At 73.0% G+C, this 15,748-nt stretch carries 17 protein-coding genes; 16 read left to right on the top strand and 1 reads right to left on the bottom strand.

Annotation, left to right across the window (positions count from 1 at the left end; genetic code table 11):
* Positions 1-40: 40 nt before the first annotated feature.
* The 3 genes from BCL76_RS02720 to BCL76_RS02710 all read left to right on the top strand — a co-directional run bounded on the left by BCL76_RS02720 (position 41) and on the right by BCL76_RS02710 (position 3,534).
* Complete coding sequence (locus BCL76_RS02720; protein WP_109777742.1) at positions 41-976, top strand: glycosyltransferase; 936 nt, start codon at positions 41-43, stop codon at positions 974-976.
* A gap of 129 nt (positions 977-1,105) precedes the next feature.
* Positions 1,106-2,518, top strand: coding sequence for an MFS transporter (locus tag BCL76_RS02715; protein WP_109777740.1), 1,413 nt, complete (start codon positions 1,106-1,108; stop codon positions 2,516-2,518).
* Positions 2,515-3,534 (top strand): TolB family protein, encoded by a 1,020-nt coding sequence (locus BCL76_RS02710; protein ID WP_109777737.1) that lies wholly within the window; start codon positions 2,515-2,517, stop codon positions 3,532-3,534. The genes BCL76_RS02715 and BCL76_RS02710 overlap by 4 nt, the downstream gene beginning before the upstream one ends.
* 21 nt (positions 3,535-3,555) lie before the next feature.
* Here BCL76_RS02710 and BCL76_RS02705 read toward each other — a convergent pair whose 3' ends face one another.
* Entirely contained in the window at positions 3,556-4,416 is an 861-nt protein-coding gene (locus BCL76_RS02705; RefSeq protein ID WP_109777735.1) for an alpha/beta hydrolase family protein, read from the bottom strand.
* A 171-nt stretch (positions 4,417-4,587) separates the two neighbouring features.
* On the opposite strand from BCL76_RS02705, the gene BCL76_RS02700 reads away from it, so the two are divergent.
* The 13 genes from BCL76_RS02700 (at position 4,588) to BCL76_RS02645 (ending at position 15,748) form a co-directional block, all read left to right on the top strand.
* The gene (locus BCL76_RS02700) at positions 4,588-5,013 is read left to right on the top strand and encodes a hypothetical protein (RefSeq protein ID WP_109777733.1); all 426 of its coding nucleotides are present in this window, start codon (positions 4,588-4,590) and stop codon (positions 5,011-5,013) included.
* A 63-nt stretch (positions 5,014-5,076) separates the two neighbouring features.
* Positions 5,077-5,610, top strand: a complete 534-nt coding sequence (locus BCL76_RS02695; RefSeq protein ID WP_109777731.1) for a hypothetical protein — start codon at positions 5,077-5,079, stop codon at positions 5,608-5,610.
* Between the two features lie 188 nt (positions 5,611-5,798).
* Positions 5,799-6,233 carry a hypothetical protein gene (locus BCL76_RS02690; RefSeq protein ID WP_258309248.1) on the top strand — a complete coding sequence of 145 codons (435 nt, stop codon included), beginning with the start codon at positions 5,799-5,801 and terminating at the stop codon, positions 6,231-6,233.
* 201 nt (positions 6,234-6,434) lie between these two features.
* A complete protein-coding gene (locus tag BCL76_RS02685) occupies positions 6,435-8,177 on the top strand; it encodes a hydrogenase maturation protein (RefSeq protein WP_109777729.1) in 1,743 nt (580 codons plus the stop codon).
* 71 nt (positions 8,178-8,248) lie between these two features.
* The gene (locus BCL76_RS02680) at positions 8,249-9,304 is read left to right on the top strand and encodes a hydrogenase expression protein HypE (RefSeq protein ID WP_109777727.1); all 1,056 of its coding nucleotides are present in this window, start codon (positions 8,249-8,251) and stop codon (positions 9,302-9,304) included.
* Between the two features lie 91 nt (positions 9,305-9,395).
* On the top strand, positions 9,396-11,180 hold the full coding sequence (locus tag BCL76_RS02675; RefSeq protein ID WP_030765281.1) for a nickel-dependent hydrogenase large subunit: 1,785 nt from the start codon (positions 9,396-9,398) through the stop codon (positions 11,178-11,180).
* Complete coding sequence (locus BCL76_RS02670) at positions 11,177-11,713, top strand: hypothetical protein (RefSeq protein WP_109777725.1); 537 nt, start codon at positions 11,177-11,179, stop codon at positions 11,711-11,713. The genes BCL76_RS02675 and BCL76_RS02670 overlap by 4 nt, the downstream gene beginning before the upstream one ends.
* A complete protein-coding gene (locus tag BCL76_RS02665) occupies positions 11,710-12,381 on the top strand; it encodes a DUF5947 family protein (protein WP_258309246.1) in 672 nt (223 codons plus the stop codon). The genes BCL76_RS02670 and BCL76_RS02665 overlap by 4 nt, the downstream gene beginning before the upstream one ends.
* Positions 12,378-13,082, top strand: coding sequence for a DUF6084 family protein (locus tag BCL76_RS02660; RefSeq protein ID WP_109777722.1), 705 nt, complete (start codon positions 12,378-12,380; stop codon positions 13,080-13,082). Before BCL76_RS02665 ends, BCL76_RS02660 begins: the two co-directional genes overlap by 4 nt.
* The gene (locus BCL76_RS02655; RefSeq protein WP_109777720.1) at positions 13,079-14,533 is read left to right on the top strand and encodes a hypothetical protein; all 1,455 of its coding nucleotides are present in this window, start codon (positions 13,079-13,081) and stop codon (positions 14,531-14,533) included. The genes BCL76_RS02660 and BCL76_RS02655 overlap by 4 nt, the downstream gene beginning before the upstream one ends.
* Complete coding sequence (locus BCL76_RS02650; RefSeq protein ID WP_109777718.1) at positions 14,530-15,099, top strand: hydrogenase maturation protease; 570 nt, start codon at positions 14,530-14,532, stop codon at positions 15,097-15,099. The genes BCL76_RS02655 and BCL76_RS02650 overlap by 4 nt, the downstream gene beginning before the upstream one ends.
* Before the next feature lie 10 nt (positions 15,100-15,109).
* Positions 15,110-15,214 carry a DUF6893 family small protein gene (locus BCL76_RS40455; RefSeq protein WP_375137872.1) on the top strand — a complete coding sequence of 35 codons (105 nt, stop codon included), beginning with the start codon at positions 15,110-15,112 and terminating at the stop codon, positions 15,212-15,214.
* Positions 15,215-15,352: 138 nt separating this feature from the next.
* On the top strand, positions 15,353-15,748 hold the full coding sequence (locus tag BCL76_RS02645) for a hydrogenase maturation nickel metallochaperone HypA/HybF (protein WP_109777715.1): 396 nt from the start codon (positions 15,353-15,355) through the stop codon (positions 15,746-15,748).

Below are 15,748 nucleotides of genomic sequence, written 5' to 3'. Positions count from 1 at the left end.
AATCGCCTGGCGCGGGTGTTCGACCGTGCATACTGCCCGGGTGACCAGCATCGTGATACCGGCGCACAACGAAGGTCGGGTCATCGGCCGGCTCCTCGACGCGCTCCTGGCCGACACCTCGGTGTCCGGGCCCGACATCGTCGTGGTGTGCAACGGCTGTACGGACGACACGGCCCGCGTGGCCGGCGGGCGCGGCGACCGCGTACGCGTGATCGAGATCCCGACTCCCTCCAAACATCAGGCACTTCGGGTCGGCGACGAGCACGCGCGGGGCTTCCCCCGGCTGTACGTGGACGCCGACGTCGTCGTCGGGGCCGCCGATGTACGAGCCCTCGTGGGCGCCCTCGAACGGAACCGGGAGCTGCTCGCCGCCGCTCCCGGCCGGGACATCCCGCTGGGCGGCTGTGCCTGGCCGGTGCGGGCGTACTACCGGGTGTGGCAACGGCTGCCCGCCGTCCGCGAGGGGTTGTTCGGCCGCGGAGTCATCGCCGTGACCGAAGCGGGGCACGCGCGGCTCGCCGCGCTGCCCCCGCTGATGGCCGACGACCTGGCCGCCTCCCTCGCCTTCGGGCCGGGGGAGCGGCGCGTGGTCGAGGGGGCCCGGGTGGTCGTCCGCCCGCCGCGCACCTGGTCCGACCTGATCAGGCGGCGGGTCCGGGCGGCGACCTCCTCGGCCGAGTTCGAGCGCTTCCAGGCGGCGCGGCGGGCCGAGGTGCCGGAGGAGGCGCGGGCGGCCGAGGTCCCGGAGCGGGCGCCGGGACCTCGGCCGGACCGGGCGCCGGAGCCGGTGTCGGAGCAGAGCGCGCGGACGGGCACGGCGGATCTACGCGCCCTGCTGTGGGCCCGGCCGGCGCTGCTGCCGGGGGTGGTGGTGTTCGTGGTGGCCGCGCTCGTCGCCCGTCGAGGCTCCCGCAAGGCCATCCGCGACCAGGACTTCTCCACCTGGCTGCGGGACGAGAGCAGCCGCCAGGGCTGACCTCCACCAACGCCTGGGGGCGAACGGCCGGAACCGGTCGAACGCCCCACCGTTGGCCCGTACAACCATTAGGGTTCCACTCGCACGTTCGAGTGCGCTCACGTCCGTCGGCATGGGGAGCTCCAGAGCATGTACCTCGCGGACCGCTCCGCGCCCGCGTCCGAAGGGGCGAACACCGCTCCGGGCCGGGGACCCGCCCGGGCACCCGCGGTCGCCTCGACCGTCCTCGCCCTGGGCACGGTCAGCATGATCACCGACATCTCCTCGGAGATGGTCACCGCCGTGCTGCCCCTGTACCTGATCGCCGGGCTGGGCCTGAGCCCCCTCGGCTTCGGCGCGCTCGACGGTGTCTACAACGGGGTCAGCGCCCTCGTGCAGCTGACCGGCGGACATCTCGCCGACCGGGTCCGCAACCACAAGCTGATCGCCGGCATCGGCTACGGCCTGTCGGCCCTGTGCAAACCGCTGCTCCTGTTCGCCCACAGCCTGGGCCCGATCAGCGTGATCCTCACCCTGGAACGCACCGGCAAGGGACTGCGCACCGCCCCGCGCGACGCGCTGATCTCCCTTTCCACACCACCCGAGTTACAAGGGCGCGCCTTCGGTGTGCACCGGGCCATGGACACCACCGGGGCGCTGCTCGGCCCGCTCGCCGCCTTCCTCATCCTGAGCGTGACGGTCGACGGCTACGACGCCGTCTTCGGCGTCAGCGCCTGCGTCGCCGTACTCGGTGTCGTGGTGCTCATGCTGTTCGTCCCGTCCGGCGGCGGCGGCATCCCGAGGCCCGGACCGGCCACCGGAGTCCCGGCCCGGGCCACCGCCGCCCCGGCCCGCGACGCGGACCGGCCGGCCCCCGTACGGCTGCGCGACGCGCTCGGCCTGCTGCGCCTGCCCCGGCTGCGCAACCTGGCCCTCTGCGCCGTCCTGTTGGGCCTGACCACCGTCAGCGACGCCTTCGTCTATCTGCTCCTGCAACGTCGCACCGGCATCGGCGACCAGTGGTTCCCGCTCATGCCGCTCGGCACCGCCGCCGTGTTCCTGCTGCTCGCCGTGCCCGCCGGGGCCCTCGCCGACCGGATCGGCCGGCGCACCGTCTTCCTCACCGGTCACGCGCTCCTGCTGGCCGGCTACGGACTGCTGCTCTGGGCCCCCGCCTGGCCCGCCCTGCCCTACCTCGTCCTCGCCCTGCACGGCATGTTCTACGCCGCCACCGACGGCGTGCTGCCCGCCGCCGTCGCCGCCACCGTCCCCGGGGAACTGCGTGCCACCGGTATGGCCCTGGTCGGTACCGGCCAGGCGCTGGCCCGCTTCGGCTGCTCGCTGGCCTTCGGCGCGGCCTGGACCGTCTGGGGCACCGGCCCGGCCCTGGCCGCCGCCGCGGCCGGGCTGCTGTGTTGCGCGGCCGTCGCCGGCTTCGTCCTGCGTCCTTCGGCGCCGCAGGACGACCGCCCCGAGCCGCAGCCGGACCCGCAGCCGAATCCGCCGTCGAACCCGTCGTCGAATCCGTCGTCGAACCCGAAGTCCGTGAGGCCCCCGAGATGACGCTGTCCACGCCCCGCCGCCTGCTCGTCCTCGCGGTGGCGGTGCTGCTGCTCGGCGGCCTCGCCGCCACGCTGGTGCTGCGCTCCGCCGGCCGCGACGACAAGCCGTCGGCGGGCGGCCCGACGGTCTCCGCCGGAACCGTCACCCTCGACCGGCCCGGCTCCCTGACCTTCCTCAACGGCGGGCAGGGTCCGCACCGCGGGGCCCTCGCCTCCGTCCCGGCCGACGCCCCGGACTCCGAGCGCACCGCCTCCGAACTGGGCTGTCGCCGCTTCTACGCCGCCGCGGGCACCGGCGTGTGCCTGCGCTCCACACCGGGCGCGCTCGCCCAGGACAACACGGCCCTGATCGTCGACTCCGAACTGCGCACGCTGCGCAGCTTCCCCCTCGCGGGTACCCCGAGCCGGGCTCGGGTCTCGCCCAGCGGTCGGTTCGCCGCCTGGACCGTCTTCGTCTCCGGTGAGTCCTACGGCGCCGCCTTCTTCTCCACCCGTACCGCGATCGTGGACACCCGCACCTGGAAACTGGAGGCGAACCTGGAGGAGTTCGCCATCGACATGGACGGCCGGGACCACCGCGCGCAGGACGTGAACTTCTGGGGGGTCACCTTCTCCAAGGACGACGACACCTTCTACGCCACCGTCTCCACCGGCGGCGAGACCCATCTGGTCAAGGGCTCGATCTCGGGGCGCAGCGTCAAGACCCTCGCCAAGAACGTCGAATGTCCCTCCCTGTCCCCGGACGAGACACGCATCGCGTACAAGAAGCGGGTGCGGGCCGGGGCCTCGCTCTGGCGCGAGCACGTGATGGACCTCGGGACCTTGCGCGACCACGCGCTCGCCGAGAAGCGCAGCGTGGACGACCAGGCCGCCTGGCTCGACGACCGTACGCTGGCCTACGGCCTGCCCACCGACGGCGCCGCCGACAGCACGGACCTGTGGACCGTGCCCGCCGACGGCAGCGGCGCCCCGCGGCTGCTGGCCCCCGGAGCTTCCTCCCCGGCCCTCCTGCGCTGACGCCCCTCGGCCGAGGGGGCGTCAGGCCCGGTCCACGAAGGCCCGTACCCGCTCGACGAGTGCGGCGTTGTCACGGATCCAGCCGTAGTGCCGGCCGCCCGGCGCGCCGTCGCCGAGCGCGAGCTCCTCGTACGTCACCCGCGCGCTCGTGAGCTTGTCGCAGAGCCCGCGCACCCCGCCGGCCGGCGCCATGGGATCGCCCTCGATGGCCACCGCCAGCACCGGGAGGTCCATCCGGGCCAGCCAGGGCTCGAAGTCCACCGGCGAGGACGGCACGTCGTAGCGGCCGGTCCGGACCTGGGTGGCCATGTCCCGCAGGACCTGCGCGGAGTCGTTGCCCAGCACCCCCAGCCGGCGGCCGGGGAAGTACCCGTACACCGCGGCGAAGGCGGCCGCGAACTGGAACCCGGCGAGCATTCCCAGACTCTGCGGGAAGGGCCAGCCACGCCAGTGGCAGGACGGGACACCGACCAGGATCGCGCCCGCGGCCATGTGCGGCTCCTGACTGAGGTAGAGCGTGCCGAGCTGCCCGCCGAGGCTGTGTCCGAGCAGGTGGCGCGGCGCCCCGGGGAAGGCGGCCGCGACCGCCCGGAACAGAGCGGGGTAGTCGTACGCCACCATCTCGTGGTAGCCGTACCGCACTCCGCGCCGCACCTGGACCGAACTCGTGCCCTGCCCCCGCAGCTCCCCGAGCACCACCTGGAAGCCCGCCTCGACGAGGTCCTCCGCCAGAGGTGTGTAGGAGAGGGCCCTGGTTCCCATGGCCGGCATGCACACCAACACCGGCGCCGACGGATCCTCGGGCCGCCGGTGGAACCGGACCCGGACCGTGGCCCCGTCCTCGGCGCGCACCGTCTGCGTGGTCACTTCGGCGGACGCCATGACGGACCTCCCTCGCTCGTCGCCATCCTGCTCGGTGTCCCGGACCGGGTTCAACGGTTTCCGGCCCGGCCTGTCGCCCGCCTGCCGTGGCAGGATGGGCACGGCCGAGCGGGGCCGGGCTCGGCGACCTCGGGGTCGGGGCGTACCTCCGGCCGTGCCGAAACGGAAATGATGCGCACCTTCACGTACCGGTTCAGGAGCCCGCTCGGCGGGCTGGCGGCGGACCTCTCGGCGCGGACCGTGCCACCGGGCGAAGCGGCGGCTCCCTCCGTGGGGATCCACCGAGGAGTCCGTCTGCTGCTTCCCCGGGCGGGCCTGCACCGGGAGGACCTGGCATGGCTCTCCTTCGCCGTCGCGCTCCGTGCGGAGGAGTTGTGCGCCAGGTGTCCGAAGGGCGTGCACCTCGAGATCGTCTCTCTCGACTTCCCGCTGACCGACTACCGGCCCGAGGTGGCCGCCCTCGCCATGGACGGGTGGCTGCGAGGGGAATTCGACCTGCCCGACATCGGAGTCACCTGCTCGTACACGGGCGGCGCGGACCCCTACGCCTTCGCCTGGGGCGGCGCGGAGCAGCCACTGAGGAGCCCGCGGCTCTAGCAGATGTCCTGCCGATCGGGCCGGGCTCGCGGTGGCCCGCCCCTGATCCGGTCTGATCGACCCATGGGAGAACCCGCCGTGACCGGCATCGAATTCCTCGCCTCGTTCCTCAGGACCGGCCGCTTGCACGGCATCGGCATCGGCTCCACGCTCGCCGAGGTCGACCGGGCCTTCCGCCACCGCTTCGTCGACGTGGTCGACGAGGCAGGGAAGTCGCTGCGCCGCGACTACGGATTCGTCGAGTTCTACTTCAACCCCGGTGACGAGTGGGTGATGTCCGGCTGCTCCGTCGAGCTGCACCGGCTCGCTTCCGGCCCGGACATGGCGGAGGGCTGGGCACGGACCATGGGGGTCGAGTTCCCCCGCTACGTCGCCTGGGAGGCCGTGCGGGAGGAACTCGCGCGCGTCCCCGGAGCCCCGGAACTGACGGTCGCCGACCAGGGCGGCTTCTTGGAGTACCGGGCGGCGGCGGCCCACGTTTCGGTGATCGTCGTGGACGACGAGGAGGAGGAGCGGGGCTACCACGCGGGGCACGGGGACGTGTGGAGCGTCAGTCTCTGGGCGCCGGTCCAGGCCGTCTCCTCCGGTTCGGGCTGAGCCCGGCACGTCCGAGTACGTCCGGTACCCGCGCCCCCTCCGCCTTGCGGGCACCGCACCGGACGACCCCGGCCCGGCCGACAAGATCCGAAAGGGACGACCTGGGCGCACTGACCGCCCCTGGGCCGGCCGGGTGCTCGAACGGCCCGGAGGGGATGGGGTGGGGCAAGAGAGGGCAGGTGCAGACCATGGCCTTCGAACATCCCGCGAAGAAGAACGGCCAGGGGCGACTCGGCCGCTTCGAGAAGCTGGCGGAGCTGGCCTCGAACTTCACCAGCTCGCCGGCCTTCTCCGTGTTCTGCGTCCTGCTGGTGGCCGGCTTCCTCGTGGTCCACTTCGCCCACCTGGACACGAGCTGGCAGCACCTGTTCGGCGACGCGATGGGCGCGGTCGCCCTGTTGCTCCTGGCCCTGCTGAAGAACTCCGAACGCCGGGCCGAACACGCGATCCAGCGCAAGCTCGACGCCATCGCCGCGGCCCTCCTGGAGCAGTACGAGGGCGAGCCGGGCCGCGCGCAGCGGGAGCTGGCCAAAGCCATCGCGATCGAGGAGGGCGAGGACGGCGACCGAGGCGAGGGGGGCCGGGATAGCCGGGATGGCCGGGAGGGTCGCGACGGCCGGTAGCGCGGATCCCCGGCCCCTGCCCCCCCTTGGGCCGAGCGGACCCCGGAACGGGTGCTTTCGAGTGACCCGCCGCGCGGGGCTCGGCCGTGGGCGCCCGGATCTCCCCGACCATCTCAGGCGGCCGGTCATCTTCCGGCCACGGGCCGCCGACCAGGCCGGGCACCGCGCACGCGCGGCTCCGGGCCGCCGCTGGGAGATCCCTTGTACGTCCTGCTCCTCGCGAGCGCGTTCAACAGCCTCACGCAGCGCGTCCACGCCGAGCTGCGCGACCACGGCCACCGCGTCGCCGTCGAACTCGCCCTGCCCGGCTCCTCCCTGGCCGACGTCGTACGCGGTCACCGTCCCGACCTCGTCCTCGCCCCGATGCTGCGCACGGCCATCCCCGAGGAGGTCTGGGCCGCCCACACGTGCCTGGTCGTCCACCCAGGACCGGTCGGCGACCGCGGCCCCTCCTCCCTCGACCGGGCCGTCCAGGACGGCGAGCCCCGCTGGGGGGTGACCGTCCTGCAGGCCAACGCCGAGATGGACGCGGGCGACGTGTGGGCGAGCGCCGAGTGCCCGGTGCCGCCGGTCGGCAAGAGCGACCTCTACCGCGGCGAGATCGCCGACGCCGCGCTGGAGGCCGTCCTGCTCGCGGTGGAACGGTTCGCCTCCGGTACCTACACCCCCCGGCCCCAGGCGAGCGGCCACGCCCGGCCGCTCCTGCGCCAGGAGGACCGTCGGATCGACTGGGGGAGCGACACCACCGAGGACGCCCTGCGCGCGCTGCGCGCCGCCGACTCGCAGCCCGGCGTACGCGACCACCTGCTCGGCGGCGAGTGGTACCTGCACGGCGGGCACCGCGAGGAGCACCTGTGCGGCCGTCCCGGCGAGCTGCTGGCCACCCGGGCCGGGGCGCTCTGCCGGGCCACGGCGGACGGGGCGGTCTGGATCCCGGAGCTGCGCGCCCGCCGCCTGCCCGGGGGACCGGCCACCCTCAAGCTGCCCGCCACGCTCGCGCTCGCGGACCGGCTGCCCGCGCTGCCCGAGGTCCCCGCGCCGGCGGAGGCCGGCCCCCACCACGGCACCTGGTCCGACATCGGTTACCACGAGGAGGGCCAGGTCGGGTTCCTGTCGTTCTCCTTCCCGGGCGGCGCGATGAGCACCGCGCACTGCCGCCGCCTGCTGGACGCGTACCGGACCGCCCTCACCCGCCCCACCACCGCCTTGGTCCTCGGCGGCGGCCGCGACTTCTTCTCCAACGGCATCCACCTCGGCGTCATCGAGGCCGCGGACGACCCGGCCGAGGAGTCCTGGGCCAACATCAACGCCATGAACGACCTGGTCGAGGCGGTGCTGACCACCACCGACCGGCTCGTGGTCAGCGCGCTGGGCGGCAACGCCGCCGCCGGCGGCGCCATGCTCGCCCTCGCCGCCGACGAGGTCTGGTGCCGCTCGGGCGTCGTCCTGAACCCGCACTACCGCCTGATGGGCCTGCACGGCTCCGAGTACTGGACGTACACCCTGCCCCGCCGCGTCGGCCCCGCACTCGCGGACCGCCTCACCACCGAGGCCCTCCCGCTGAGCGCCGCCACCGCCCACGGGCTCGGGCTCGTCGACCGTACGGTCCCCTGCTCGCCCGGGGACTTCGCCCGCGAGACGGAGCGCCTCGCGGCCCGCCTCGCCGCTCTCCCCGCCACCGCCTCCCGGATCGCCGGGAAGAAGGCCGCGCGCGAACGCGACGAGGCGCGGCGGCCGCTGGCCGACCACCGCCGGGCCGAGCTGGCCCTGATGCACGGGACCTTCTTCGACCCCGACGCCCCCTTCCACGCCCTGCGGCGCGCCTTCGTCCGCAAGGAGCGCCCGACCGCCACTCCGCTCCATCTGAGCGGGTCGGCCGGCAGGCCGCGCGGTGTCACTGGACTGGCCGTACCTGACGCGGCGCCCGGCCCGGACTGCTGTTAGCAAGAAAGGTGTGGGTGAGGCAGGCCGCCTCCTCCCACCCCTTCCCGATCACCTCCCCGAGGAGCCGTCCCATGGCCACTGCGACTAAGGAATCGGTCGAGGACCCGCTGATCCACATCCTCTGGATCAACGCGGGTCTGAGCTGCGACGGCGACTCCGTGTCCCTGACGGCGGCGATGCAGCCGAGCATCGAGGAGATCGTCACCGGTGTACTGCCCGGTCTGCCGAAGATCGCCGTGCACTGGCCGCTGATCGACTTCGAATGCGGTCCGGTCGGCGGCGCCGACACCTTCATCGAGTGGTTCTTCAAGGGCGAGCGGGGCGAGATCGATCCGTTCGTCCTGGTGGTCGAGGGATCGATCCCGAACGAGAAGATCAAGCCCGAGGGCTACTGGTGCGGCTTCGGCGACGACCCCGAGACCGGGCAGCCCATCACCACCAGCGAGTGGATCGACCGCCTGGCCCCCAAGGCCCTCGCCGTCGTGGCCATCGGCACCTGCGCCACGTACGGCGGTATCCACGCGATGGAGGGCAACCCGACGGGTGCCATGGGCGTGCCCGACTACCTGGGCTGGGACTGGACCTCGAAGGCCGGTATCCCGATCGTGTGCGTGCCGGGCTGCCCGATCCAGCCGGACAACTTCTCGGAGACCCTGACCTACCTGCTCTACCAGGCGGCCGGCTCCGCCCCGATGATCCCCCTCGACGACAAGCTCCGCCCGACCTGGCTCTTCGGAGCCACCGTCCACGAGGGCTGCGACCGCGCCGGCTACTACGAGCAGGGCCAGTTCGCCGAGACCTACGATTCGCCGCAGTGCCTGGTCAAACTCGGCTGCTGGGGCCCCGTCGTCAAGTGCAACGTCCCCAAGCGCGGCTGGATGAACGGCATCGGCGGCTGTCCCAACGTCGGCGGCATCTGCATCGCCTGCACGATGCCCGGCTTCCCCGACAAGTTCATGCCCTTCATGGACGAACCCCCCGGCGCCAAGGTCTCCACGAAGGCGAGCGGCGCGTACGGCGCGCTGATCCGCCGCCTCCGGTCGGTGACCGCCCACACCGTGGACGAGGAACCGAAGTGGCGGCAGACCGGCCGCAGCCTCACCACGGGCTACCGCCCGCCCTGGTGACGGCCCCAGGTCCCCTCCCGGACCCCCGGGTCCCACGGACGCACCCCCCAACTCCCGCTCTCCGCACCGAAGAAGGGTCACGGCAGAAACGATGACACCGAAGACGAAGGCGGCCGCAGACGGCAGCGGCCTGGTGGAGATGGCCTGGGATCCGATCACCCGGATCGTGGGCAGTCTCGGCATCCACACGAAGATCGACTTCAAGCAGAAGCGGGTCGCGGAGTGCTACAGCACCTCGTCGGTCTTCCGCGGCTACAGCGTCTTCATGCGCGGCAAGGACCCCCGCGACGCGCACTTCATCACCAGCCGCATCTGCGGCATCTGCGGTGACAACCACGCCACCTGCTCGGTGTACGCGCAGAACATGGCCTACGGGGTGAAGCCGCCCCACCTCGCCGAGTGGATCATCAACCTGGGCGAGTCCGCGGAGTACATGTTCGACCACAACATCTTCCAGGAGAACCTGGTCGGGGTCGACTACTGCGAGAAGATGGTCCGCGAGACCAACCCGGGCGTCCTGGAACTCGCCGAGCGCACCCCCGCCCCGCACGCCGGCGAGCACGGCTACAAGACCATCGCCGACATCATGCGCTCCCTCAACCCCATCGAGGGCGAGTTCTACCGCGAGGCGCTGCAGGTCTCCCGCTACACGCGCGAGATGTTCTGCCTGATGGAGGGCCGCCACGTGCACCCCTCCACCCTCTACCCGGGCGGCGTCGGCACCATCGCCTCCGTCCAGCTCTTCACGGACTACATGAGCCGCCTCATGCGGTACTGCGAGTTCATGAAGAAGGTCGTCCCGCTCCACGACGACCTGTTCGACTTCTTCTACGAGGCCCTGCCCGGCTACGAGGAGGTCGGCCGCCGTCGCGTCCTCCTCGGCTGCTGGGGCGCCCTCAACGACCCCGAGTACTGCGACTTCACGTACGCCAACATGACCGACTGGGGACGGAAGATGTTCGTCACCCCGGGCGTGGTGGTGGACGGCAAGCTGGTCACCAACGACCTGACCGAGATCAACCTCGGCATCCGCATCCTGCTCGGCAGCTCGTACTACGACGACTGGCAGGGCCAGGAGCAGTTCGTCACCCACGACCCGCTCGGCAACCCGGTCGACCCGCGCCACCCGTGGAACCAGCACACCATCCCGGCCCCGCAGAAGCGCAACTTCGACGACAAGTACAGCTGGGTCATGTCGCCCCGCTGGTTCGACGGCAAGGACCACCTGGCCCTGGACACCGGCGGCGGCCCCATCGCCCGCCTGTGGTCCACCGCCCTGTCGGGCCTGGTCCACACGGATTACGTGCAGGCCACCGGTCACAGCGTCGTGATCACCCTGCCGCGCACGATGACCAAGCCCGAGACCCGCTTCGAGTGGAAGATCCCGAAGTGGAGCAACGCGCTGGAACGCAACCGCGCGCGCACCTACTTCCAGGCCTACGCGGCCGCCATCGCCCTGCACTGCGCCGAGAAGGGCCTCGCCGAGGTCCGCGCCGGACGCACCCAGACCTGGGAGAAGTTCGAGGTCCCGGACGAGGGACTCGGCGTCGGCTTCACCGAGGCCGTGCGCGGCGTGCTCTCGCACCACATGGTGATCCGCGACGGGAAGATCGCCAACTACCACCCGTACCCGCCCACCCCGTGGAACGCCAGCACCCGCGACACCTTCGGCACGCCCGGGCCGTACGAGGACGCGGTGCAGAACACCCCGATCTTCGAGGAGAACACCCCGGAGAACTTCAAGGGCATCGACATCATGCGCGCGGTCCGCAGCTTCGACCCCTGTCTGCCCTGCGGCGTCCACATGTACGTCGGCGGCGGCAAGACCGTCAAGACGATGCACGTGCCCACCGGTCTGAGCGGACTGGGCGGATGAGGGCGGCGATCGACGGCCCCCAGGCCGGGCGCCGGGTCGAGGAGGTCCTCGACCGGCTCGCCGCCACCGGCGACCCGGCGGCCTGCGCGGCGGCCGAGGAACTGGTGCGCGTCCTCATGGACTTCTACGGCGCCGGGCTCGCCCGGATCGTCGAGAAGGTCGGCGACGGCCCGCTCGCGCCGGTCTACGGCGACGAACTCGTGGCGAGCCTGCTCTCCCTGCACGGCCTGCACCCCGAGGACGTGCACACCCGCATCGGCCGCGCCCTGGCCGCCCACGGCGAACCGCTGGAACTGCTCGGCTTCGACGCGGACACCGGCGTCCTGCGCCTGCGCCCCGCCGCCGCCTCGTCCTCCGGCTGCGGCTGCGGTTCGGGCTCCGGCGGCGGACCCGATGCCGGTCGGACGCTGGAGGACACCCTGGCCTGCTTCGCCCCCGAGGTGACGAGCGTGGAGCAGGAGCCCGCCGCGGCCCCCGCACCCGCCCTCCTGCAGATCGGCACCCGGCCCCCGAGCCCGGCGCGGGTGCCGTGAGCGGGCCCGGGCTCCTGCACGACGGCCCGCGCGCCCCGCGCGGGCTGCGCCGGTTCGCGGGCCCGCGCCCGCCCCGGCCCGAGACCTGCGAACTGTGCGGGGTCGCCGTGCCCCAGGACGGCCACCGCCACCTGGTGCAGACCGAACAGCGCGCCCTGCTCTGCGCCTGCACCGCCTGCGCCCTGCTGTTCGACCGGCCGGGCGCGGGCACCGGCCGGCTGCGGGCCGTACCGGACCGCTACCTCACCGACCCCGCCCACCGGCTCGACGACGGCGCGTGGGAACTCCTGCAGATCCCGGTCGGCGTCGCGTTCTTCTTCCGCAACGCCGCCCTCGACCGGCTGGTCGCCCTCTACCCGAGCCCGGCCGGAGCCACCGAGAGCGAACTCGACCCCGAGACCTGGCAGACCGTACTCGGCGGCGGCCGGCTGTCCATGCTCCTCGAACCCGACGTCGAGGCGCTGCTGTTGCGCCGCTCGGAGGGCCGCACCGAGTGCTACCTGGTGCCGATCGACATCTGCTACGAGCTGGTGGGGCGGATGCGGCTGCTGTGGCAGGGCTTCGACGGCGGGGCGGAGGCCCGGGCCGCGCTGAACACCTTCTTCGAGCAGGTGGAACGGCGGTCCAGGGCCCTGCCCCCGACGCCGGACGAGGACGGGACCCGATGACGGAATTCGCCTTCACCTGCACCGGGGTACGCGCCGACCCGTACGCCGCCGGACCCACCCTCGTCTTCCGGCTGCGGATCACCGCGGCCGGCGGCGCCCCGGTGCACGCCATCGCCCTGCGCTGCCAGATCCGCATCGAACCGGCCCGGCGCGGCTACGGCCCCGCCGAGGCGGAAGGGCTCGCGGACCTGTTCGGCGAGCGCTCCCGCTGGGGCAACACCCTCCAGCCCGTGCAGTTCGCCCAGGTCTCCGTCATGGTCCCGAGCTTCACCGGGGAGACCGAGACCGACCTGGTGGTGCCCTGCACCTACGACATGGACATCGCCGCCACCCGGTACTTCGAAGCCCTGACGGAGGGAGAGGTACCACTGCTGATGCTGTTCTCCGGCACCGCCTTCACCGGTGACGCCGGATTCCGCGTCGAACCGGTGCCCTGGGACCGCGAGGCCACGTACCGGATGCCCGTGGCCGTGTGGCGCGAGATGATCGAACAGCACTTCCCCGGCTGCGGCTGGCTCCGGCTGCCCCGCGACACCATGGACGAGCTGCTCGCCTTCCGCTCCCGCCACGCCCTCGCCTCCTGGGAGGCGACCGTACGGGCCCTGCTGGACGCGGCCGGACCGCCGCAGCCGCAGGACCCACCGGGTCCCGTCCGGCTGGGCGCGATCCTGCCGCGCCTCACCGAGAGGGCGGCGCCGTGACCACGACGACCACCCCCCACCCCGGCTCCCACTCCGGCTCCGACTCCCACTCCCGCTTCGCGGTCGCCCGGCAGGTGGCCGACGCGGTCCTGCTGGAGGGGTACGTGCTCTACCCCTACCGGGCCTCGGCCGCGAAGAACCGGCTGCGCTGGCAGTTCGGCGTCCTCGTGCCACCGGCCTGGGGCCGCGCGCACGAGGAGCACGTCCTCCAGCAGACCGAGATCCTGATGGAACCGCGGGGCGCGGCGACCCTCGCCCTGGAGCTGCGCTTCCTGCACGCGCAACGGCGTACGGTCCAACAGGCCTCGGACGACGGTGGTTTCACCGAGGTCGCCGAACTGCACCTGGCCGACCGGGTCCTCGTGCCCTGGGACGAGGGCACCGAGGAACGCGTCGAGGTGAGCGTCCCCGTCGCCGAGCTGCTGGGCGACGAGGACGTCACCTTCCCCTTCCACCGCCCCGCCCGCGTCGACACCGAGCCCGTCCACGACGCCGACGGGCGCACCGTGGGCCGCCTGGTGCGCCGTACCGAGGAGATCGAGGGCGTACTGCGGCTGCGCGCCACCGAACTTCCCGGCGCCTACCGGGTGCTGCGGCTGCGGGCGGTGGTGGAGAACACCAGCCCGTGGACCCCGCCCCCCGGAGCGGGCCCCGTCGACCGCGAGGCCGCCCTGCCCCACTCGCTGGTCGCCGCCCACCTGCTGCTGGGCCTGGACGCCGGGTCCTTCCTCTCGATGACCGACCCGCCCGAATGGGCCAGGCAGGCCGTGGCCGCCTGCGAGAACCGGCACACCTGGCCGGTGCTCGCGGGCGAACCCGGCCGCGCCGACGTGGTCCTGTCCTCCCCGATCATTCTGGAGGACCATCCGGCCATCGCCCCCGAGAGCGCGGGCGCCATGTACGACGCCCTGGAGATCGACGAGATCCTCGCCCTGCGCACGGCCGCGCTGACCGAGCAGGAGAAGCGCGAGGCCCGCGGCACCGACGCCCGGGCGGCCGCCGTGATCGACCTCGCCGACTCCATGCCGCCCGAGGTGCTGGAGCGGCTGCACGGCGCCGTCCGCGCCCTGCGGGAGGTCGCCGGCCCCGAGCAGCCGCCGCTGATCGCCGAACTCCCCTCCGAGGACGTGGTGTTCCGGCCCGACACCCCCTGGTGGGACCCGGCGCGGGCGGACACCGCGGACCCGGCCCGCGACCGGATCACGATCGACGGAGCCTCGGTGGGCCCCGGCAGCCGCGTCCGGCTGCGCCCCGGGCTGCGGCGCACCGACGCCCAGGACCTCTTCCTCCAGGGCCGTACCGCGCTGGTCGAGGCCGTACTGCACGACGTCGACGGGGGAGTGCACCTCGCCGTCACCGTGGAGGACGACCCGGGCGCGGACATCCGTCGGGAACAGGGGAGGTTCCTCTACTTCCAGCCCGACGAGGTCACCCCCCTGGAGGACGCGTGAACGACCGGGACGAACAGGACGAACGGGTCCTGGTCGCGGGCATCGGCAACGTCTTCCTCGGCGACGACGGCTTCGGCGTCGAGACCGTACGGGCACTGGCCGAGCACCCGTTGCCCGACGGGGTCGAGGTGGTGGACTTCGGGGTGCGCGGCGTCCACCTCGCCTACCAGCTCCTCGACGGCTACGACACGCTCCTGCTGGTCGACGCCACCGCACGCGGCGGCGAGCCGGGCACGCTCTACCTCATCGAGGTCGACGGCGGCGCGAGCACGGACCCGGCCCGCGGCGCGGCGTCGCCGCCCGTCCTCGACGGCCACCACATGTCACCCGACGCCGTCCTGGCCCTGCTGGACACCCTGTGCGCCGGTACGGGCGCCACCCCGCCCCGGCGCACCCTCGTCCTCGGCTGCGAACCGGCCGGTGTCGAGGAGGGCATCGGGCTGAGCGCACCCGTGGCCGCCGCGGTACCGGAGGCCGTACGCACGGCCTTGGAGCTGATCCACGGCCGGTCCCCTGACGAAACCGACCGGCCGCGGACGCAACCGTCCGGACTCGCCGCGAACTGAGGAGAACTCCATGAAGAAGGCCGTCATCTGCGGGGCCGCGGCCGCCGCCGTCACCGCCGTCCTGCTGCAGGTCCTTCCCGACCTCCGCCGCTACCTGCGGATGCGCCGGATGTGACACCGCCGCGGGCGCGGCCGTGGACGCCGGTGCGGACGCGGGCGCCCGAATGGCGTACGGGGCGTGCCGCGCACCGGCGTGCCCGACCGCACGGACCCCGTCCCGCCGGTTCAATGAGCCCCGGCAGGACGGAGTCCGATGCACGAGATGTCGATCGCCATGGCCGTCGTGGGCCAGGTGGAAGAAGCGGCCCGGTCGGGCGGCGCACAGGCCGTCACCTCCGTACGGCTGCGGGTCGGTGAGCTGGCGGGCGTGGTACCCGACGCACTGGCCTTCTGTTTCGAACTGGCCTGCGCCGGAACGGTCCTCGAAGGCGCCGAACTCCTCACGGAGTCGGTGCGGGCCCGCGCCCGCTGCGGCTCCTGCCCCGACACCTGGGCGGTGGGCATGCCCCCGGAGCTGTGCTGTCCCGGATGCGGCAGGGCCACCGACGTGGAACTGCTGTCGGGCCGTGAGCTGGAGATCCTCAGCGTGCGCTGGGAAGACGGCCCCGCCGGTGCCCGTACCCGCGAACCGATTCCCGAGGAGGCCTGA

This window comes from Streptomyces sp. CG 926 (assembly GCF_003148825.1).
Classification (GTDB): domain Bacteria; phylum Actinomycetota; class Actinomycetes; order Streptomycetales; family Streptomycetaceae; genus Streptomyces.
Note: the sequence above shows the minus strand (reverse complement) of the source record. Positions and strands in the feature narration are given on the sequence as shown.

Excerpts from the sequence above, each read along its gene's own strand:
- BCL76_RS02715 (WP_109777740.1), top strand. The coding sequence starts at position 1,106 with ATGTACCTCGCGGACCGCTCCGCGCCCGCGTCCGAAGGGGCGAACACC.
- BCL76_RS02710 (WP_109777737.1), top strand. The coding sequence starts at position 2,515 with ATGACGCTGTCCACGCCCCGCCGCCTGCTCGTCCTCGCGGTGGCGGTG.
- BCL76_RS02705 (WP_109777735.1), bottom strand. The coding sequence starts at position 4,416 with ATGGCGTCCGCCGAAGTGACCACGCAGACGGTGCGCGCCGAGGACGGG.
- BCL76_RS02700 (WP_109777733.1), top strand. The coding sequence starts at position 4,588 with ATGCGCACCTTCACGTACCGGTTCAGGAGCCCGCTCGGCGGGCTGGCG.
- BCL76_RS02695 (WP_109777731.1), top strand. The coding sequence starts at position 5,077 with ATGGGAGAACCCGCCGTGACCGGCATCGAATTCCTCGCCTCGTTCCTC.
- BCL76_RS02690 (WP_258309248.1), top strand. The coding sequence starts at position 5,799 with ATGGCCTTCGAACATCCCGCGAAGAAGAACGGCCAGGGGCGACTCGGC.
- BCL76_RS02680 (WP_109777727.1), top strand. The coding sequence starts at position 8,249 with ATGGCCACTGCGACTAAGGAATCGGTCGAGGACCCGCTGATCCACATC.
- BCL76_RS02675 (WP_030765281.1), top strand. The coding sequence starts at position 9,396 with ATGACACCGAAGACGAAGGCGGCCGCAGACGGCAGCGGCCTGGTGGAG.
- BCL76_RS02670 (WP_109777725.1), top strand. The coding sequence starts at position 11,177 with ATGAGGGCGGCGATCGACGGCCCCCAGGCCGGGCGCCGGGTCGAGGAG.
- BCL76_RS02660 (WP_109777722.1), top strand. The coding sequence starts at position 12,378 with ATGACGGAATTCGCCTTCACCTGCACCGGGGTACGCGCCGACCCGTAC.
- BCL76_RS40455 (WP_375137872.1), top strand. The coding sequence starts at position 15,110 with ATGAAGAAGGCCGTCATCTGCGGGGCCGCGGCCGCCGCCGTCACCGCC.
- BCL76_RS02645 (WP_109777715.1), top strand. The coding sequence starts at position 15,353 with ATGCACGAGATGTCGATCGCCATGGCCGTCGTGGGCCAGGTGGAAGAA.